General features: G+C 39.1%; 17 protein-coding genes. 12 read left to right on the top strand and 5 right to left on the bottom strand.

The annotated features are described in order from the left end of the window. Window positions 1-34 precede the first annotated feature (34 nt). From nusA to truB, 5 genes are all read left to right on the top strand, one after another. Entirely contained in the window at window positions 35-1666 is a 1632-nt protein-coding gene (nusA, locus tag ACFIMI_RS04510; RefSeq protein WP_375613310.1) for a transcription termination factor NusA, read from the top strand. Continuing rightward, on the top strand, window positions 1667-2302 hold the full coding sequence (locus ACFIMI_RS04505) for an RNA-binding protein (protein ID WP_375611814.1): 636 nt from the start codon (window positions 1667-1669) through the stop codon (window positions 2300-2302). Continuing rightward, window positions 2299-4818, top strand: a complete 2520-nt coding sequence (infB, locus tag ACFIMI_RS04500) for a translation initiation factor IF-2 (protein ID WP_375611815.1) — start codon at window positions 2299-2301, stop codon at window positions 4816-4818. Before ACFIMI_RS04505 ends, infB begins: the two co-directional genes overlap by 4 nt. A gap of 123 nt (window positions 4819-4941) precedes the next feature. Next, window positions 4942-5349 (top strand): 30S ribosome-binding factor RbfA, encoded by a 408-nt coding sequence (rbfA, locus tag ACFIMI_RS04495; RefSeq protein WP_375611816.1) that lies wholly within the window; start codon window positions 4942-4944, stop codon window positions 5347-5349. A 4-nt stretch (window positions 5350-5353) separates the two neighbouring features. Then, window positions 5354-6316, top strand: a complete 963-nt coding sequence (gene truB / locus ACFIMI_RS04490) for a tRNA pseudouridine(55) synthase TruB (RefSeq protein WP_375611817.1) — start codon at window positions 5354-5356, stop codon at window positions 6314-6316. A gap of 462 nt (window positions 6317-6778) precedes the next feature. On the opposite strand, the gene ACFIMI_RS04485 is transcribed toward truB, so the two are convergent. Next, on the bottom strand, window positions 6779-8407 hold the full coding sequence (locus tag ACFIMI_RS04485; protein WP_375692279.1) for an MFS transporter: 1629 nt from the start codon (window positions 8405-8407) through the stop codon (window positions 6779-6781). A 314-nt stretch (window positions 8408-8721) separates the two neighbouring features. Between ACFIMI_RS04485 and rpsO the strand changes: the two genes are divergently transcribed. From rpsO to ACFIMI_RS04470, 3 genes are all read left to right on the top strand, one after another. Further along, window positions 8722-8991, top strand: a complete 270-nt coding sequence (rpsO, locus tag ACFIMI_RS04480; protein WP_005774142.1) for a 30S ribosomal protein S15 — start codon at window positions 8722-8724, stop codon at window positions 8989-8991. A 250-nt stretch (window positions 8992-9241) separates the two neighbouring features. Continuing rightward, window positions 9242-11434: a polyribonucleotide nucleotidyltransferase gene (gene pnp / locus ACFIMI_RS04475; protein WP_375692278.1), complete on the top strand. Its 2193-nt coding sequence runs from the start codon at window positions 9242-9244 to the stop codon at window positions 11432-11434. 72 nt (window positions 11435-11506) lie between these two features. Next, window positions 11507-12502, top strand: a complete 996-nt coding sequence (locus ACFIMI_RS04470; RefSeq protein ID WP_375654448.1) for a class I SAM-dependent methyltransferase — start codon at window positions 11507-11509, stop codon at window positions 12500-12502. 19 nt (window positions 12503-12521) lie between these two features. Here ACFIMI_RS04470 and hslU read toward each other — a convergent pair whose 3' ends face one another. Next, window positions 12522-13832 (bottom strand): ATP-dependent protease ATPase subunit HslU, encoded by a 1311-nt coding sequence (hslU, locus tag ACFIMI_RS04465; protein WP_375631079.1) that lies wholly within the window; start codon window positions 13830-13832, stop codon window positions 12522-12524. Then, entirely contained in the window at window positions 13833-14414 is a 582-nt protein-coding gene (gene hslV, locus ACFIMI_RS04460; RefSeq protein ID WP_012754621.1) for an ATP-dependent protease subunit HslV, read from the bottom strand. It abuts the gene before it with no gap. Window positions 14415-14634: 220 nt separating this feature from the next. Here hslV and ACFIMI_RS04455 point away from each other — a divergent pair, with 220 nt between their 5' ends. From ACFIMI_RS04455 to ACFIMI_RS04440, 4 genes are all read left to right on the top strand, one after another. Next, on the top strand, window positions 14635-15624 hold the full coding sequence (locus tag ACFIMI_RS04455) for an asparaginase (RefSeq protein ID WP_375627650.1): 990 nt from the start codon (window positions 14635-14637) through the stop codon (window positions 15622-15624). Window positions 15625-15747: 123 nt separating this feature from the next. Beyond that, complete coding sequence (gene coaA, locus ACFIMI_RS04450) at window positions 15748-16746, top strand: type I pantothenate kinase (protein ID WP_375627680.1); 999 nt, start codon at window positions 15748-15750, stop codon at window positions 16744-16746. Window positions 16747-16759: 13 nt separating this feature from the next. After that, on the top strand, window positions 16760-18127 hold the full coding sequence (locus tag ACFIMI_RS04445) for a M17 family metallopeptidase (RefSeq protein WP_375692277.1): 1368 nt from the start codon (window positions 16760-16762) through the stop codon (window positions 18125-18127). A 159-nt stretch (window positions 18128-18286) separates the two neighbouring features. After that, window positions 18287-19150 carry an NlpC/P60 family protein gene (locus ACFIMI_RS04440; RefSeq protein WP_375611871.1) on the top strand — a complete coding sequence of 288 codons (864 nt, stop codon included), beginning with the start codon at window positions 18287-18289 and terminating at the stop codon, window positions 19148-19150. Between the two features lie 898 nt (window positions 19151-20048). Here the strand turns inward: ACFIMI_RS04440 and mutT are convergent. Continuing rightward, entirely contained in the window at window positions 20049-20462 is a 414-nt protein-coding gene (gene mutT / locus ACFIMI_RS04435; RefSeq protein WP_375627652.1) for an 8-oxo-dGTP diphosphatase MutT, read from the bottom strand. A gap of 125 nt (window positions 20463-20587) precedes the next feature. Then, window positions 20588-21820 (bottom strand): bifunctional glutamate N-acetyltransferase/amino-acid acetyltransferase ArgJ, encoded by a 1233-nt coding sequence (gene argJ / locus ACFIMI_RS04430; protein WP_375613298.1) that lies wholly within the window; start codon window positions 21818-21820, stop codon window positions 20588-20590. Window positions 21821-21868 lie beyond the last annotated feature (48 nt).

Below are 21868 nucleotides of genomic sequence, written 5' to 3'. Positions count from 1 at the left end.
TACCCATCGTGTGGCACAAAGAAGGAGAAAATTGATGGCTACAAGCGCTAACAGGCTTGAGATTCTGCAAATTGCAGATGCTGTTGCACGTGAAAAGTCAATCGACCGTGAAATTGTCATTTCTGCGATGGCTGATGCTATTCAAAAAGCAGCACGTTCTCGTTATGGTCAAGAAACCAATATTCGTGCTGAAATCAATTCTAAAACAGGTGAAATTAAATTACAGCGCCTGCTTAAAATCGTTGATGTCGTTGAAGACTATACAACGGAAATTACTTTGTCTGATGCTCTCAAACGTCAAGCAGAAGCAAAAATTGGTGATTTTTTTGCTGATCTTTTACCTCCTATGGATTTTGGACGTATCGCAGCACAATCTGCTAAACAGGTTATTGTACAAAAAGTACGCGATGCAGAGCGCGATCAGCAATATGAAGAATTCAAAAATAAAGTTGGTGAAATTATTTCTGGTACAGTTAAGCGTGTGGAATATGGTAACGTCATCGTTGATCTAGGGCGCGGTGAAGCTATTGTTCGCCGTGATGAATTAATTCCTCGTGAATCATTCCGCTATGGAGATCGCATTCGTGCTTTTGTCAATGATGTACACCGTGAAACGCGTGGTCCGCAAATTTTCCTTTCACGCACACATCCCCAATTTATGGTAAAACTTTTCACTATGGAAGTACCAGAAATTTATGATGGTATTATAGAAATCAAATCTGTTGCTCGTGATCCAGGTTCACGGGCTAAAATCGCCGTTGTTTCACGTGATGGTTCCATTGATCCTGTTGGAGCATGCGTTGGAATGCGAGGAAGTCGTGTACAAGCTGTTGTTGCTGAATTACAAGGCGAAAAAATTGATATTATTCCTTGGTCGCCTGATGCGGCAACATTTGTCGTTAATGCACTGCAACCTGCTGAAGTTTCTAAAATCATCCTTGATGAAGATGCTGAACGGATTGAAGTTATTGTGCCAGATGATCAACTTAGCCTTGCTATTGGACGACGTGGGCAAAATGTTCGCTTGGCTTCGCAACTAACAGGATGGAACATTGATATTTTAACGGAAAAGGAAGAATCTGAAAATCGTCAAAAAGAATTTACTGAACGAAGTAAATTGTTTATGGAAGCCTTAGAGGTTGACGAAATGATCGGACAGGTTATGGCATCAGAGGGTTTTTCTTCTATTGAAGAAATCGCCTATATTGATCTTGAAGAAATCGCTTCTATTGATGGTTTTGACCATGATACCGCCGCTGAAATCCAAAGTCGTGCCCGCGAATATCTTGATCATCAAGAAAAAGAACTCGATGAAAAACGCAAAAAGCTCGGAGTTTCTGACGAATTGCGAACACTTCCTGGAATGACAAGTGCTATGTTGGTTGCTGTAGGTGAGGATGGTGTAAAAACAATAGAAGACTTTGCTGGCTATGCCGTTGATGATTTAGCTGGTTGGAGAGAACGTAAAGAAGGTCAAACACAGAATTTTTCTGGTATTTTAACCCCTTTTGACATTACACGCGCAGATGCAGAAGCTATGGTTTTAGCCGCACGTGTACAAGCAGGCTGGATAGACCAAGCTGATCTTGTTACAGAAAATCCTGTAGAAGATGGAAATTCTACAGAAAATGAAAAAATAGATGATTTGGATGTGGATACACTTTAAATGAATGAACGGACTTGCATTGTGACCCGAAAAAATGCTTCAGCACAAACGCTGATCCGTTTTGTTATTGGACCCAACAACCAAATTGTTCCTGATCTTAAAGCGAATTTACCAGGGCGTGGCGTTTGGATTTCTGCCCATCACGCTGTTATTGAGAAAGCAATCAAACAGAAAGCTTTTCATAGAAACTTTAAAACAGATGTTGAGGTTGCACCAAATCTTGTGCATGTTGTTGATACGCTTTTACTAAAAGCCGCTCTTTCAAGCCTTTCCATGGCACGAAAAGCGGGAGCAATTGTTATGGGAGCAACAAAGGTTGACGCTGCTATCCGCTCTGGTAAAGTTATTCTTGTACTTCATGCTAAAGAAACAACAGAAGATGGGAAACGAAAAATTGCACAGGCCATCCATTCAATACAACAACAAACAAATCGGACTATAAAAACCATATCTTTATTTACAAGTGATGAAATGCGAGTGGCTTTTGGCTCTAATCCTGTAATGCACGCGGCCTTACTGGACACAAAAGCTGCTGAAGGATTTCTCAAAACAACATGTAAATTGATCAGCTATCGTGACGACAAGCATAGTAAGTCTAGTGAGATGACGGCCCAAGCCGTGAAGGAAGTACAATGAGTGAAAATAACAACGACAAAACAACCGTCAAGAAGACACTAACTCTCAAGAGGTCTGTCTTGGAAACGAGTACGGTTAAACAAAATTTTAGTCATGGCCGTACGAAGGCTGTCGTTGTCGAAACCAAACGGCGTAAAATTACGCGACCTGATGAAAAAGCTGAAACCCTACAGCCCATTACAAAGCCGCATGTGGCCCCCCAGCGTTCTAAACCGCGTTTTGAGGGAAAAAAGCCTCAAGAATCTGTGACCAAAAGCAATCTTTCATCAACTGAAATGGAAGCGAGACTTCGCGCGTTAGAAGAAGCACATATCCAAGAAAAAATAACGCGAGAACAAGCCGAAGAAGAAGCAAGACGCGCTAAAGAGCGTGAAGAAATTTTACAGCAAGAAATTAAAGAAAAAGAAATACATCTCCAACAAGAAGAAGAAATATCGCCAGTACAGACTCCACCTGTTCCCCCTCTCATTGAACAGACAGATATTCCTATTGCCCCTAAACAGACAACCGTGGTTGAAAAACGCAAAATAGATGACAATAAAGAGGAAGAACGGCATAGTCGACGTGCTAATCCTGCTAAATCAGAAATACGTGTACCCAAAGTTGTCAAAGGAGCTGATGAGCGGAGACGCGGAAAGTTAACTCTGAATAGTGCACTGGATGAAGAAGGAAGCGCACGTGGGCGCTCAATGGCTGCAATGCGGCGTAGACAGGAAAAGTTTAAGCGTGCACAAAATCAAGAACCAAGAGAAAAAATTTCTCGCGAAGTTGTTCTTCCTGAAACGATTACTATTCAAGAGCTCGCACAACGTATGACTGAGCGTTCTGTTGATGTGATTAAATTCTTGATGAAACAAGGACAAATGATGAAACCTGGCGATGTTATTGATGCAGATGTTGCCGAACTCATCGCTGTTGAATTTGGCCATACTGTTAAACGTGTTTTAGAATCTGACGTAGAAGAAGGTATCTTTAATATAACAGATAATCCTCAAAACATGCAGCAGCGCGCCCCTGTTGTAACCATTATGGGCCATGTTGACCACGGAAAAACTTCGCTTTTGGATGCTATTCGTAAAGCAAATGTTGTTTCTGGCGAAGCAGGAGGTATTACGCAGCATATTGGTGCCTATCAAGTAGAACAAAATGGTCAAAAAATTACCTTTATTGATACACCAGGTCATGCTGCATTTACCGCTATGCGTGCACGCGGAGCTCGTGTTACTGATATTGCTGTTCTCGTTGTAGCCGCTGATGATAGTGTTATGCCTCAAACGATTGAATCAATCAATCATGCGAAAGCTGCTGGTGTACCTATCATTGTTGCTATCAACAAAATTGATAAACCAGCTGCGAATGCACAAAAAGTGCGTACAGAACTTCTACAACATGAAGTGTTTGTTGAAACTATGGGTGGAGAAACTTTGGACGTTGAAGTTTCTGCTAAAACTGGTCAAAATCTTGATAAACTTCTCGAAGCTATCCTTCTTCAAGCTGAAATGCTTGATCTGAAAGCAGATCCTCAACGAACTGCAGAGGGCGTTATCATTGAAGCCAAATTGGATCGCGGACGTGGGTCTGTTGCAACAGTTCTTGTTCAAAAAGGTACATTACACCCTTCTGATATTATCGTTGCTGGAAATGAATGGGGTCGTGTACGTGCTTTGATTGACGACCATGGCCGCCATGTCAAAGAGGCCGTTCCCTCTACACCAATTGAAATTTTAGGCATGCAAGGAACACCACAAGCCGGAGACCGTTTTGCTGTTGTCACACATGAAGCAAAAGCACGTGAAATTTCTGAATATCGGCAACGATTAGCACGTGATAAAGCTGTTGCGCGGCAAACTGGTTCGCGTGGTTCTCTTGAACAGATGATGACAAAATTGCAAACGACTGGTGTTAAGGAATTTTCTCTTATTATAAAAGGAGATGTGCAAGGATCAATTGAAGCAATCGCTTCAGCATTGGAAAAACTCGGAAATGACGAGGTTCGTGCGCGTATTGTACATTCTGGTGCTGGAGGAATTACCGAAAGTGATATTTCTCTTGCAGAAGCTTCTAACTCTGCTGTAATTGGCTTTAATGTTCGAGCCAATAAGCAGGCACGTGATTTTGCTAAAACACAAGGAATTGAAATTCGTTATTACAACATCATTTATGATCTTGTTGACGATATCAAGGCTGCTATGTCTGGATTACTCTCACCAGAACAGCGTGAAACTTTCCTTGGTAATGCTGAAATTCTAGAAGTCTTTAACATTACAAAAATTGGAAAAGTTGCAGGATGTCGTGTTACAGAAGGTAAAATAGAACGAGGAGCCGGTGTTCGCCTTATCCGCGATAATATCGTTATTCACGAAGGAAAGCTGAAAACACTCAAACGCTTTAAGGATGAAGTCAATGAAGTGCAAAGTGGTCAAGAATGTGGAATAGCCTTTGAAAATTATGAAGACATGCGCGCAGGAGACATCATTGAGACCTTCCGTATCGAACATATTAACCGCACATTATAAAATAATCCAATAACTTTCCTCATTTCACGACAGAGTTAAAGTGATTGGATTTTATAAACAATGTCTCTTTTTTCCTTATCTTGATGATTAAAAAAGAGATCTTGTAGCAGGGATAAAACTTTGATGAAAAATGCAGGGCCATCACAACGGCAACTTAGAGTAGCAGAGCAAGTACGTCATGCAATAGCGCATATATTACAGCGTGATATTTTGCTTGATGATGTCTTGAAAGATATTGTTATTTCTGTCTCTGAAGTACGCATGTCACCAGATTTAAAAATTGCTACTTGCTTTGTATCACCTCTCAGTACTCTTAAAAATGCTTCTCATACCGATGTTGTTGATACCCTCAATAAACATAGTCGTTTTCTCCGTGGAGAAATCAGTCATGCGTTGCGACAAATGAAATATATGCCAGAACTGCGTTTCCGACTTGATAATAGCTTTGATAATTTTTCAAAAATTGATGCCCTCCTTCGCTCGCCTGAGGTTGCACGCGATCTTCACCATAGTGATACAGATGAGGATTAAAGATATGGCGCGGCAACACAAGAAAAAAGGGCGTCCTGTTTCTGGCTGGGTCATATTTGATAAACCAAAAGGAATGAAATCAACAGAAGCTGTCTCACAAATCAAATGGCTCTTCCATGCTCAAAAGGCAGGACATGCGGGTACACTTGATCCTCTTGCTTCTGGTCTCCTTCCCATTGCATTGGGCGAAGCAACCAAAACCGTCCCTTACGTGATGCAAGGCAAAAAAACTTACCGTTTTCATATTGCTTGGGGGCAAGAGCGCTCAACAGATGATTTAGAAGGAGAAATAACGAAAACTTCTCTCATACGTCCAACACAAGAAGAAATACTTGCTCTTCTTCCTCAATATACAGGTGTTATTTTGCAAACACCTCCACAATTTTCAGCAATCAAAATTGCTGGAAATCGTGCCTATGATTTAGCGCGTGAAGGGGAAGTTGTTGACATTCCGCCCCGTGAAGTGGAAATAGAAACTTTCAAGTTATTAGAAATGCCTACCAAAGAGCATTCTATCTTTGAAATAACCTGCGGAAAAGGAACTTATGTGCGCTCTTTAGCACGCGATATGGGACGTGATCTCGGTTGCTATGGGCATATTGCTGATTTAAGACGTATTGCCGTCGCACCTTTTGATGAAGAAGATCTCATTACATGGGAGGAACTAAAAGCGGCCATTCCGCCAAATAAAAACACTACAGATGAGAATAATCGTTCTTTTGAAAAAAACTTCTCAACACTCGATGGGCTCTTAATTGACACAAGCGCCGCATTGGATTGCCTCCCTCACTATATCCTTAATGAAACTCAAGCACAGAGAATTATAAGAGGCCATTCTATCCTCTTGAATCATCACAAAGCACCTCTTGATGAAGAGGAAATTTGTGTCCTCTATAAGGAACAACTTCTTGCTATTGGCACTCTCGACAAAGGTCTATTTAAACCAAAGCGGATTTTCACAATTTAATCGATTCTTTTCCCAACCACCTTTTGCGGAAAGATATTTTTCTCTATCAATTAAGAAAAATATGGTGCTTTTCATTGTCTATATTTACCGTATTCATATCAAAATTTAAGTCAGTGCTATAAGCTAACACCACCACACACTTTTTCCTCTTAATGTCGCAACAATCCTTGCATTTAAAGGATTCATAAGAGGCTTTTTATTTCTTTTTCAATCGTTTTTTACTCATACTTTAGTCCTCGTTTATAATGTACAAGCAAAGATATGGACTGATTTACTCTAAATAGATTTGAAACGAGAAAAGCTTAAGATTTTCAGAACTATCACTCAACATGAAAAATGACAAATAACCATTATAAATCAATTCATTAAATATTGAAATAGCAATTTTTTATGATTATGCTAACAAATTGATCGAAATAATATTAACATAATTTAATATTTTACAAAAAAACTGTTTTAACCCTAAGGGAGATGATCAGAGGAGGATTTTAAAAGCATCTCATTGGCTTGGGGTATTGTTTGGCGTTCAATCATGCGGTGCACTCTTATACCGTTAGGAGCACAATTTAAATGACGCAGACGCTTATTGACTTCTGCATCTGCTTTTGTACGACGATGATTATGGCGTAAATAATCTACCCATGTTGGCATATGATAAGCCTCTGTCCAATATTCAGGTCTTTCAAGATCTCGTAAAAGGACCCACTGACGCGCACCATCACGTAATCGAATATGGCGTCGACGCGTCATCACTTTGAGAAACTCTTCGAGTTCATTTTCATGAATTTGGTAATCAATCATTATCATGATCGGGCCACTTCTTGCTTTGAGGTCGAGTAATAGTTCCGGCTCTCTAAAATGATCAAGAGGATTTAAATCTATCTGAGGAATTTCTTGAATTCTAAATTTTACCCCTGCAAGAGCACCAAAAATCAAGAATAAAGAACAAACGCTCAAAGCAATTGTTGGAGAATAACCATCAGCTAAACCTCCCCAGATTGCACTTCCAATAGCCATCCCCCCATAAGATGCCGTTTGATAAAGAGCTAAAGAACGTGCAACAACCCAGCGTGGTGTAGAGAGTTGTACAGATGTATTAAACAATGATAAGGCCAAAACCCAACATAACCCTGCAGGAAATAAAGCAATATGGCTTATAATCAGTGAACGGCTGATTCCCAATAAAAAGCAAGAAAAGGCGAAACCAATAAATGCACTTGCAATAATTGTTTCTGAACGAAAATGATGCCGTACAACTGCATTAATAATACCTGCTGTCATGGCTCCTAACCCAAAACAACCGAGCAATGTACCATAAAGAAGGGCACTTCCTCCAAGAACTTTATGCGCAACAATTGGCAAAAGTGCTAAAATAGAAATTGCTCCTATACCAAAAAGGAACGCTCGAACCATAATGCTCAGGAGATTAGGTGACATCGCAACATAACGCAAACCATCTGAGACAGCTCCTAACAGCCTTTCTCGTGGCAATGAGTTGTTTTCATAATTCGACTTCCAGAAAAACAACGCACCAATAAGAGGAATATAGCTTATAGCATTAAACAAAAAAGCAGCCGATGCCCCTAAAGTTGCAATGATGGCACCCCCAATAGCAGGACCAACACTCCGCATCAAATTAAAGCCAACACTATTCAAACTAACAGCAGCAGGAATATTTTCCCTGCTCACAATATCTCCTATCGTTGCTTGCCAAGAAGGATTATAAAAAGCTGTGCCACATCCAATCAAAAACGTAAAACATAACAAAAGCCAAGGTGTTAGAAATCCCATATAGGCTAAAACAGATAAACTCATCGATATGACCATCATCATAATCTGTGCACACAACATAATTTGACGCCGATTAAAATTATCAGCTAATGCCCCTGCCATCAAAGAAAACATAACAAGTGGTAATGTTGTGGCACTTTGAACGAGCCCAACCATGGAATGCGAAGAACTAATCAACGCCATTAACCACCCTGCTCCAACAGCTTGTATCAGCCCCCCTAAATTAGAAATAAGAGTAGATGACCATAAATTTCGAAATACCGAATTACGAAAAAGTTTTAATGTTGAAATGCTCTGCATCTTTTTCCTCCAACGGTATTTATCACTTTTGTTACCACTCACACACACTCATAATCTTTGTATCAAAAGGATGCATAATTGTTTAAAAAACTTCTCATAAAACTCTATTTAAATCAATATTTCAAAACAAAAGCTTTTATTTAAAGAAAGACTTCAAAATGCTGTCAAGGACTAGTATTTTAACCTTCTTTCCTATATAAGAACGAAATTAGGTAAGAGTCTTCGACTTTTCCTGTTTTCTCACAGACCCTAGCTGAACGACATCTCGGCTATGGGTGACTTTATGTTTCTTCGTTTTTGGAAAGGATAATACGATGTCGATTACAGCTGAACGTAAACAAGCTCTTGTCGCAGAATACGCAAACAAAGTTGGTGATACAGGATCACCAGAAGTACAGATTGCTGTACTTTCTGAACGTATTTCTAATTTAACAAACCACTTTAAATCTCACAAAAAGGATAATCATTCTCGTCGAGGTCTTTTGAAGATGGTGTCTCAACGCCGGCGTCTTCTTGATTATCTTAAAGGAGTTGACCAAAATCGTTATCAGACACTTATAAAGAAGTTAGGTTTACGTCGCTAAAAGAAAAATGGAGGTGGTATTTAAAAAAACCACCCATTTTTTCAATGTGTTGCTTTTAATTAAAAATTTTAAAAACTGATAAGTTATTATGGGATAGGACTGCTCATCGTTTCACATTTAATGCGATTTACTTCTCTCTTCTCGCAACAAAGGAAGTAATTTGTTGTCCACCCCAAAACTTGCAAATATGCTGCGCACAACCAGAATGTAAGCAATCAAAGATTTAAACACTGGTCATTAAGGATAAAAAATGTTCAAAACGCACAAGATAGAAATTGAATGGGCTGGGCGTCCTCTCACCCTTGAGACAGGGAAAATAGCGCGTCAAGCTGATGGTGCAGTGATTGCTACCTATGGAGAAACTATTGTCTTAGCAACCGTTGTATCGGCCAAAAACCCAAAACCAGACCAGGACTTTTTTCCACTCACTGTTAATTATCAAGAAAAATTCTATGCTGTTGGTAGAATACCTGGAGGCTATTTAAAACGTGAAAGTCGACCAAGTGAAAATGAAACTTTGGTTTCACGTTTGATTGATCGCCCAATTCGTCCCCTTTTCGTTGAGGGATATAAAAATGATACACAAGTTATTGTTTCCGTTATACAGCATGATCTCGAAAACAATCCCGATATCCTTGCGATGATTGCATCTTCTGCCGCATTGACCCTGTCAGGTGTTCCTTTCATGGGACCTATAGCTGGTGCACGCGTTGGCTATTGTAATGGACAATATGTTCTTAATCCTCATATCGATGAAATGCCTGAATCAAAACTTGATCTTGTTGTTGCTGGAACAGAAAGTGCTGTTTTGATGGTTGAATCAGAAGCACAAGAATTACCGGAAGATATCATGTTGGGGGCCGTAATGTTTGGTCACCAAGGCCTTCAACCTGTCCTTGATGCCATTATAAAGCTTGCTGAAGTTGCTGCAAAAGATCCTCGTGATTTTGTTCCTGAAGATCTTTCTGAGCTTGAAAAAGCGATGCAGAAAATGGCAGAACAGGATATACGAAAGGCTTACACAATTACTGATAAGCAAGAACGTTATGCTGCAATTGATGCACTAAAGACAGAAATCCTCAATAAATTTATGCCAGAACCAGAAAAAGACTGTCAATTTAGTGCAGATCAAATTGCAACCGTATTTAAACAGTTGCAAGCAAAAATTGTTCGCGGAAACATTCTTGATACCCAAAAGCGGATTGATGGACGCAATCTTTCTACCGTACGCCCTATCCAATCAGAAGTAAGTATTTTACCCCGCACACATGGATCAGCACTCTTTACCCGCGGAGAAACACAAGCGATTGTCGTTGCAACATTGGGAACTGGTGAAGATGAACAATATGTTGATTCTTTGACAGGAATGTATAAGGAAACATTCCTTCTCCATTACAATTTTCCACCATTTTCAGTGGGTGAAACGGGACGCCTTGGTTCTCCAGGTCGTCGTGAAATTGGACATGGCAAATTGGCATGGCGGGCAATTCACCCCATGTTACCAACGAAAGAATCTTTTCCTTATACCATTCGTGCTGTCTCAGAAATCACTGAATCCAATGGCTCTTCTTCTATGGCAACGGTTTGTGGAACCTCACTTGCTCTTATGGATGCTGGTGTTCCTCTAGCACGCCCTGTTGCTGGTATTGCTATGGGCTTGATTAAAGAAGGAGAACGCTTTGCTGTTCTTTCTGATATTTTAGGGGATGAAGATCATCTTGGAGATATGGATTTTAAAGTCGCAGGAACAGAAAATGGTATTACTGCCTTGCAAATGGATATCAAAATTGATGGTATTACCGAAGAGATTATGAAAATCGCGCTTGAACAAGCCAAAGGTGGACGAATCCATATCCTTAATGAGATGGCGAAAGCTTTAACCAGTGCACGTGCTGAGCTGAGTGAATTTTCTCCACGAATCGAAGTTATGAATATTTCTGTCGATAAAATCCGTGATGTTATCGGCTCTGGTGGTAAAGTTATTCGGGAAATCGTGGAACAAACTGGAGCAAAAATTAATATTGAAGATGATGGTACCATTAAAATTGCTTCTGCTGATGCTAAAACCATTGAAGCAGCAAAACGTTGGATCCATTCTATTGTCGATGAGCCTGAAGTTGGTGCTATCTACCAAGGAACAGTTGTAAAAACTGCAGAATTTGGTGCATTTATAAACTTCTTTGGTTCTCGTGATGGACTCGTTCATATCTCTCAGCTTGCATCAGAACGCGTCACCAAAACAACAGATATTGTAAAAGAAGGTGACAAAGTTTGGGTTAAATTAATGGGCTTTGATGAGCGTGGAAAAGTTCGGTTATCAATGAAGGTCGTTGATCAAACAACCGGAAAGGAAATCACCGGTGATAAAGCGATGAATGAAGAAAAGTGCGTGGATGAAAAAAAACAACCTGAAAATAAGCGCCGCCGTAAGAAAGAAGAGTAAGTTTTTCCTCTTATCGTATCATGAAATGCCATCCCAACATTGGAGTGGCATTTTTCTTTGAAAGAGTCATATGTGTTATTATTTTTGCCTTTTGAAAATCATGAACTCCCGTATCCTGATCCAAACCAGTGTTGGCTAAGTTTTGGTTTAACAGAAATCCCAGCTCAAGAATGGGCACAAAATTTAAGAGTTATTACGCCTTGGCGACCAGATTTTTTAAAATTTGTCGATACTCAATTTCACTGCTCTCCTCAAATAGATAAAACCTTCAGCTATGATGGTGCATTTTTACATTTGAGCAAATATCGTGGTTTGAACCAAAATTGTTTTCTTGATTTATTAGAATGCGTTAAACCCAATGGATGGATTGTAATCAGTGGGAATAAAACTGCTGGTGCTGCTTCAATGATGAAATGGGTCAAAACAATTGTTCCCATCACCAATAAATTATCTAAAAATCATGGTCTTGTATTTTGGTTGCAAGTTCCTCAACAAATTGAGAGACATAACATTGCGCAATTGCGCTCACCACCGCTCACTTTTGGTAAATTTCAAACCGCTTCTGGTATGTTCTCACACGGACGTATTGATCCAGGATCTGCTGCGCTTGCGTCTTATATGTTCAAAGTTATTTCTGGAAAAACGGCTGATTTTGGTGCTGGATGGGGCTATCTTTCTCACGTTGCACTTGAAAGAAGTGAAAAACTCACCGCTCTAGACCTTTATGAAGCCGACTACAACGCTTTGAGAGCAGCAAAACGGCACCTTAAATCCATAACAGCTCCTTTTCCAATTCATTTTTATTGGCATGACCTTGTACATGAACCTATCACAAATCTATATGACACAATCATTTCAAATCCACCGTTTCACACACAACAAACGACAGATGTTTCATTAGGAAAAAATTTTATTATAAATGCTGCAAAGTGCTTAAAACCAAGCGGCAGTCTGCTTTTTGTTGCAAACCGCCACCTGCCTTATGAAACATTATTAAAAAATATTTTCCGCACAGTGTTGATACATGAACAAGCCCATGGTTTCAAAATTATCGAAGCGCGCAGATAAACAAAACAAGCAATAACTTTCAAAGAATAAAACGGGAAAGATCGATATCAGCAGCAAGCTCGCCAATAGATTTTCTTACGTAAGCAGCATCAATTTTAAACGATGTTCCAGCTTTATCTGGCGCCGTAAAAGAAATCTCATCCAAAACGCGCTCCATCACTGTTTGCAAACGACGTGCCCCTATATTTTCAATCCTTGCATTTAAATCTACAGCAATATCTGCTAAAGCATCAATTGCATCATCGGTAATTTCCAAATGAACCTCTTCCGTTGCCATAAGAGCAATATATTGTTTAATCAAACTGGCTTCTGGTTCTGTTAGAATGCGTCGTAAATCTTCCCTTGTTAAAGGATTGAGCTCCACACGGATGGGCAAACGTCCTTGAAGTTCCGGTAATAAATCAGATGGCTTGGAAACATGAAATGCACCTGAGGCAATAAAAAGAATATGATCTGTTTTGATTTGCCCATATTTTGTAGCAATTGTTGTTCCTTCAACCAAAGGCAAAAGATCACGTTGAACGCCCTCACGCGAAATCGCAGCACTGGCTCCACCGTCTCGAGTTGCAATTTTATCAATCTCATCAATAAAAACAATACCATCATTTTCAGCAACACGAAGCGCCTCTTGAATAATTTGCTCCTGATCAAGGAGTTTTTCAGATTCATCATCAATGAGCGGTTTAAAAGAATCCTTTACTGTCGTCTTACGGACTTTTGTACGACTGCCCATTTTGCCCAAAATATCTGATAAATTCATAATACCCATTTGTGCCCCAGGCATACCAGGAATATCAAAGGTTGAAGCACTATTGCTATTATTATCGGCGACTTCAATTTCAATCTCTTTCTCATCCAGCTCACCTTCACGCAATTTTTTACGAAAACTATCACGGGTAGCAGGACTTGCTGTTTTACCAACAAGGGCGTCTAAAACGCGCTCTTCAGCATTCACGTGAGCCTTTTCTTTTATTTCATCTCGTTTCTTTTCACGTACAAGAGAAATGGCAATTTCAACAAGATCTCGAATAATTTGCTCAACATCACGTCCCACATAACCAACTTCAGTAAATTTCGTCGCTTCTACTTTAACGAAGGGTGCTCCAGAAAGTTTTGCTAATCGACGTGCGATTCCTGTTTTACCAACACCTGTTGGCCCTATCATTAAAATATTTTTTGGCATAACTTCTTCACGCATCGGCTCATCAAGCTGTTGCCTACGCCACCGATTGCGCAATGCAATAGCTACAGAGCGTTTGGCATCATTTTGGCCAATAATAAAACGATCAAGTTCAGAAACAGTCTCACGAGGGGAAAATACAACACACATTTAAATAGCTTTCTCTAAAGAAGATAATTCTGCATCCAATGTTTCAATCGTAAAATGATCATTGGTGTAAACACAAATTTTAGCGGCAATAGCCATAGCTTTACGAGCAATAGTTTCTGCATCCAAATCCAAATCCATGAGTGCACGCGCTGCTGAAAGAGCAAAATTTCCTCCAGAGCCAATTGCCATAACCCCATCTTCTGGTTCTAAGACATCACCAAGCCCTGTTAAAGCCAAAGTTACTTTCTTATCAGCCACGAGCATCATTGCTTCGAGACGACGCAAATAGCGATCTGTTCGCCAATCTTTTGCAAGTTCTACACAGGCACGCATAAGCTGATCAGGATATTGTTCAAGCTTTGTTTCCAATCTCTCCAGTAATGTAAAAGCATCTGCCGTAGCACCTGCAAAACCAGCAATAACCACTCCGTTCTTTCCAAGACGACGCACTTTACGTGCATTGCCTTTCATAATTGTCTGTCCAAGAGAGACCTGACCATCACCGGCCATCACGACTTTTCCACCTTTTCGTACCGTAATAATTGTTGTACCATACATTATGTCTGGCTTATGTTCTGTCATAAGGAAACTCCTTAATATTAACTTTACTTTTTAATATTGATTTCTTTTCATACAATGTAAAACTCAATTACTATTGTCCTATTTAAGAACATATACAGCAAAACACAATGATTCAGCATAACTCAATTTGTTGAAAATGGAAAAATGATATCATTGTTGTCAATGTAAATTACTGCTAAATAGCTTTATATAAACAGTTTGTGCTTTTTAGAGGAAAATTATGAAAAAAATAGCCATAGGGACCTTAGGTGGAACAATTGCAATGACTGCTGATAGTTTTGGTCACATGCAACCGACTTTAACTTCAGATAACCTTATAAAAAGTGTTCCTGATTTAAATAACGTTGCTGATATTCATGCACAAACATTAATGCAAATACCAAGTGGATCTTTATCGTTTCAAATGCTTTTTGAAATAATTAAGTGGGCAAAACAACAAATAAACGCTGGTGCAGAAGGTATTGTTTTAACACAAGGGACTGATACTCTGGAAGAAACAGCTTTTTTTCTTTCTCTTTATTGGAAGGAGGCTGAACCACTCATCATAACCGGCGCTATGCGCATGCCTCATGAAGCAGGCGCGGATGGCCCCGCAAACATTTTAGCAGCCACTCGTGTCGCAGCAGCCACACAAAGTCGTAACAGGGGCGTTCTCGTTGTCATAAATGATGCAATTCATTCACCTTATTGGCTCTATAAAAGCCATACCGTCAAAGTCGAAACATTTCAATCAGGTCTTGCAGGTGTTTTAGGAACTATTTTAGAGGGAAAACTTATTTATTTCAATGATCGAAAATTTTTCCCAAAAACGTTTGATCTTCCCCAAAACCATGATCATCAAATTGCACTCCTCTATTCCTCTTTATCATCTGATGCAAAATTAATGAAACTATGCCTTGAAAGTGGGTATTATGCTGGAGTTGTTATTGCTGGTTTTGGTGCAGGACACTGTAGTTTTCAAGAAGCAGACCTTGTACAACAATATGCACAAAAAATACCAATCATTATTGCTAGTCGTTGTTGTAATGGCTCAACAACTCGTATAACTTATGGCTATAAAGGCTCCGAAATCGATATGATTGCTTCTGGTGCTCTCATGTCTGGTTATTTATCAGCCGTAAAAGCGCGTCTACTTTTATGGACTTTTTTGGCGCAAGGGCACTCATTAGCACAAATCCGTGCAAACTGGAATGACTGGACTATAAGTTAATGAAAAATGATCTACTATCTTAAAAGAAGAGAGCATGCAAAACAAAATTTACTTGAAAATGAAGCCGCTCATCTGTCTACTCTTAAATCAATTGCTGCTGCAAAAAATTCTCGACCAATACAAATGATTGATACGACTATACAAAAAATTAATCAGAAAGATAATCTGATCAAATCCGTTTCTGACCGATATTCACCCTATCGCGTTTTTACTGCACAAGAATGGTCAGAGTTTCGTGCAGACACACCTCTTACTTTGACTTTTGATGAAATTAAGCGTTTACGCTCTATTGATGATCCTATTGATCTTAAAGAAGTCCAACGCATTTATCTTTCTTTATCGCGTCTATTATCATGCCATGTTGAAGCAGTACAGGAACTTTTTCACAAACGTCAGCAGTTTCTCCATCAAGAAGAGAGTAGAAAAACGCCCTTTATTATTGGAATTGCTGGTTCTGTAGCTGTAGGAAAATCAACCACGGCTCGCATTCTTCAAGAACTGTTGAAAAGATGGACATCTAGCCTTAAAGTTGATCTAATCACAACGGATGGTTTTCTCTATCCTAACGCAATCTTACAGCAAAAAAATCGAATGAATCGCAAAGGATTTCCTGATTCCTATGACATTAAAAAGTTGCTGTGCTTTCTTTCGGCTATAAAAGCAGGTATCGGAAATGTCCGTGCCCCGCTTTACTCACATATGATCTATGATGTTCTAGAAAATCAGACTATTACCATTGATCGTCCTGATATTTTAATTGTTGAAGGTATTAATGTATTACAGGTCAGTGATCTTCCTAAAGATGGAAAAGCTATTCCTTTCGTATCAGATTTTTTTGATTTTTCAATCTATGTCGATGCTGAAACAGAAGTCATTCGTCACTGGTATTTGGAGCGCTTTAAACGTTTGCGTAAAACAGCTTTTCAAAATCCTGAATCCTATTTTCATCGTTATGCCCATCTCAATGAAAAAGAAGCTTCAAAAATCGCTGAGGATCTTTGGCAAACGATTAATTTAAAAAATTTACAGGAAAATATATTGCCAACACGACCACGGTCCAATCTCATTCTACGAAAGGGAAAAAATCATTTGGTCGAATATGTCGCACTTAGACGACTATAAGGATCTCATAACTATGCAGCACCACCACATTTATTTTACCTCAACACGTATCGATAACAGTTGCCCTATCATCTTGGTAAACCAAAGAACTCTTGCCAACTTATCACTTGATGCGTCAACAACAGCATGGATAAAAGTTAATGACTTTACTGGTAAAGCGGGACAAATACTCTTTATTCCTCACGAAACGGGGCATTTAAAAAAAGTTTTATTTGGAATTGGCAATGGTAACGATCCTTTTATCACAGGAGTTCTTGCTCAAAAACTTCCTGCTGGTCAATGGCATTTAGAAGGTACAACCTCTGATGAAATAAATACCTATCTTGGATTAGCATTCGGTAGCTATCAATTTAATCGCTATCGTCAAAATTCTTCTTTCAAATCATTATCTATCCATGTCAATGAGGCTATTGATCTTAATGAACTCCAACGAATTTATGAAGCTGTCTTTTTCGTCCGTGATCTCATTAATATTCCAGCCAATGATATGAACCCTGATACTCTCGAAAAAGAAGCTCGAAAACTAGGAAAAACCTATGGTGCTCATATCAAAAGTATTTGTGGAGACGATCTCTTAACCCATAACTTTCCGATGATTCATGCTGTAGGACGAGCAGGCAGCACTGCACCACGACTGATTGAGTTACTCTGGGGGCAAGAACATCATCCTAAAATAACGTTGGTGGGCAAAGGCGTAACTTTTGATACTGGAGGCCTCGATATTAAATCAGCCAATAACATGTTGCTTATGAAAAAAGACATGGGGGGTGGAGCAAACGTTTTGGGATTGGCTAAACTTATCATGGATGCAAATTTGCCTTTCCGTTTACGCGTTTTGATTCCAGCTGTAGAAAATGCAATTTCTGCGAATGCTTACCGACCAGGTGATATTCTTAAAAGTCGTAAAGGTTTAAGTGTTGAAGTAGGTAATACAGATGCTGAAGGGCGCCTTGTCCTTGCCGATGCACTCGCCTATGGTGATGAAGAAAGTCCACAATTCATGCTTTGTATGGCTACTTTAACAGGGGCAGCGCGTATAGCATTAGGACCAGATCTTCCCGCATTTTATTGTAATGATTCAATATGGGCACAACAAATTTCTGAATCTGCTCACGCTGTCTTTGATCCTCTTTGGCAAATGCCCCTTTGGAAACCTTACCAAGAGATGTTATCATCACCAATTGCCGATCTTAACAATGTAACTGGAAATAGCTTTGCTGGTTCTATAACGGCTGCTTTATTTCTTAATTCTTTTGTTGAAAAAGCTGAACATTTTGCGCATTTTGACCTTTATGGATGGGTTCCAAAAGAAAAACCAGGATACCCTATTGGTGGATCAGCACAAACTATTCGTGCCCTTTATAATATTTTTAAAAAATGAATTTTGACACAAATATCCACAAAAATGGACAATTTTGCAGCTTAAAGAATAATTGGTCTTACACTGTGTTCTTAGTTTTGTTTGAGGATAAAAACCTTACCAATACAGTTTTCATGAGTTTGTTTAAAGGTAAGGAGTAACAAAATGGAAAGCAAAAAGATGATCTCTAAAGACCCAAGACTTCATGCATTCAGAGATGATCTAGCAGATCAACGTCTTGAAACAGAAATTACAGCTCAACGCTTTGTTCAAGGTGAAAAAAGACGTGTTAATACAGCGGTCGCTGGACTTTTTAAAGAAAATAGTAAAAAAAGTGAAAGACAAACAGAATGCTTATTGGGAGAAGAACTTCTCATTTTTGAACAAGGGGAAACATTGTCGTGGGGACAATCACTCAAAGATGGTTATGTCGGTTATATTGATACAAAAGTTCTTTGTACATCAACCATAAAACAAACACATGTGGTTTCAGTACCACGCACATTTAAATATTTACACGCTGACTTACGTGGACCAATAGTATCCCCATTATCTATGGGAAGCAAAGTCAGTGTTGTTGATGAAATTGAAGTCCGTGACACAATGTATTCTATTCTTGAAAATGGAACAGCAATCATTACGAGCCATCTCAGCCCCATTGGACGCGTATATGAAGATTATGTCACAGTTGCAGAAACCTTTATCCGTACACCTTATCTTTGGGGTGGTGTCAGCGGTTTTGGAATTGATTGTTCGGGACTCATTCAGCTCTCTATGATGATGACCGATCAAATAGTCTTACGTGATACCGATATGCAGCAAGAAACTATAGGCAGTCTTCTTACAGATACTGATAAACTTCAACGAGGTGATTTAATTTTTTGGAAAGATCATGTTGCTATTATGGTCGATCACGCAAATATTATTCACGCAAATGGTTTTTCTATGGACGTTATGATTGAGCCATTGGAAAAAGCAATTACGCGTATCGCTAAAAAAAATCAATATCCTATCGCAAAACGCCGTCCAATTCAAGAAACTTAATACATGCCTCCTATAAAAAATTAATTGAATGTTTTTATTATGCAATAGATTGATTTATAAGGATAATTATCCATCATTCACTCTGCATCAAGCATTCTAAATATCGTAAAATTCTCTTATTTCAAATCTGTTTTTATGTTGAATCAATCAAAATCGCTTGCTTGTTCATCACAAGCGAAATTGATGTATAAGTAAAAATGATTACGAAAAGAAAAATATCCCTTCTGAATGCTCTCAAATGCCAAGAGCTATCATAACTAACATTGGAACCAGCTTACTCCTTCACAAGCGTAAAGATAGTGGCGCTCAATAGATTTTATCTTATAAAGCTCTACCATTATACCATTCACGAGTGCCGGCACGAAATGGGCTTTGGAATATTGCGAGATGCCTCTTTTAAACAACCCCGCAAATATGCAACACAATGGCGTTCTATATTACGTAAGGGATATGCCCCTCTTAATCAAAAGCAACATTTTTTGAAATTTTTCCTATTATCGATATCTTATGAAAGAAATACTCCTAATATCTCTCGGTGCATCCAAGACAATCTCTCAATAATAATCGCGAAAAGTATAAATCCATTATCTACCACCATTTTTATGCTTATGAAGCGTGCAAAGGCATCATTATACACTTTGCCAATTCTCAATGTTGCGATAACCCTTGGCTATTGGAGAGTATTCTTTCAACACGTATTTTATTTCTTTCTTAAATAATTTTATCCACATGACCCGCCCCGCTTGGAACGTGCAAAAGAATGGTTTTGACTAATTTAACATAAAACAGATTTGAAATGAGAAAATTTTTATGACCCTGGACTTTCCCATTCAACATAAAAAATATAAATTATTATTTTAAATCAATATATTGAATTATATTTTCTTCTTATAACACATTAAAGAAGATGATTTTTCAATACCTGAACCAATGGTTTATCAGCATCAGGCATAGGGTATTTATCAAGATCATTAATAAAAACCCATTCTAAATTTTGGCCCTCTCGTCCTTGCGCAACGCCCTCATAATGGTCACAAAGATACAATGGCATTAAGAGATGAAATGTTTTATAGCTATGACTTGCAAATGTTAAAGGGTGTAAATTATTTGGTTGAACATAAATACCAAGCTCTTCCTCTAATTCACGAATCAATGATGCTTCCGGAGTTTCACCTTGCTCAACCTTGCCACCAGGGAACTCCCATAAACCAGCCAGTGATTTTCCTTCAGGACGCTGTGTAAGCAAAACACGATTATTCTGATCTAACAGTGCACATGCAACAACAAGAAGAATGGAACTTTTCATACACATATCACTCCCCAATAGGGAACATAAAGATAACTGACTTTTCTATCATATCCCCTCTGCTCCTAAAAGAGCTCACATACCCCATTTGCTCTGAAAAATAATAAACTGTTAAATATAAAGTGCATCCATTAACTTCTGTAATCGCTATTGATCATAACGTACTCTTTTGTTAAATCGCAAGACCAAACCGTCGCCGTACTCTTACCCAAACCGATATCAACACGAATCGTGATGTGCTTACCTTGCATATAAGTACCTATTGTCTCTTCACAATACTCAGGATCTCGTACGCCATTCACGGCCACACGATGCTCACCAAACCAAATCGTCAATAGATCACGATCGACTTCAACACCGGCCTTCCCAACTGCCATAACGACCCGCCCCCAATTCGCATCTTCACCGGCAATAGCCGTTTTTACAAGCGGTGAATTTGCAATTGATAAAGCAATAGTTTTAGCTGCATTATTTGTTGTAGCACCTACCACATTAACCTCAATTAAATGACGAGCACCTTCACCATCACAAACAACTTGTAGTGCAAGTTCATGCAGAAGTGCACTCAATTGTTTCACAAAAACCCCATAACGCGGATCAGATTTACTTGTAAGACATGGAAAATGTTCTTTTCCTGTCGCAAACAACATAAGCGTATCTGAAGTTGAGGTATCGCTATCAACAGTAATTGAATTGAAAGAACCCTCAACTGCCTCTGATAACATGGATTGGAGTGCATCCGAAGAAATGGTAGCATCACTAACCACAAATGACAGCATTGTCGCCATATCGGGTGCAATCATACCAGCACCTTTTGCAATTCCATTAATGGTAACACGCTCTCCCCCACAGTCAAAAGTGCGGGTCGCAAGTTTTGGAAATGTGTCCGTTGTCATTATGGCTTTTGCAGCTTCCAACCAATTTCCCTCTTCTGCTGTCTCTGTCATACTTGGTAAAAGATTGACAATACCCGATGCATCCATTGGCTCACCAATAACACCCGTAGAAGCTATAAAAATTTCATCTTCTCTAACCTTTAAAGCGTTCGCTGCTGCACAAATAATTGCATCGGTTGTGTGCTTTCCTTTGCTTCCTGTAAAAGCATTTGCATTTCCAGAATTCACAACAACACCCCTCGCAACCCCATGAGGAAGCGATGCACGACAATGCTCTACAGGGGAAGATGGACATTTTGAACGGGTAAAAACACCGGCCACACTCACTGGCTTATCGAATATGATGAAAAGAAGATCTGTACGATCTTTATATTTAATCCCAGCTTCAGCTGTTGCTATCCGTACACCAGATAATGGAGAAAGCTCTTGGATCTTTTGAGGCGACAAAGGAGAGATTTTCAAAACCACAATATGCTTTCTATAAAAAAATGAAATGATTGCAGATCAATAACCTCT

Source organism: Bartonella sp. AP4SXKL, from assembly GCF_042195845.1.
Classification (GTDB): Bacteria; Pseudomonadota; Alphaproteobacteria; order Rhizobiales; family Rhizobiaceae; genus Bartonella.
This window is presented reverse-complemented; position numbering and strand designations above follow the sequence as displayed.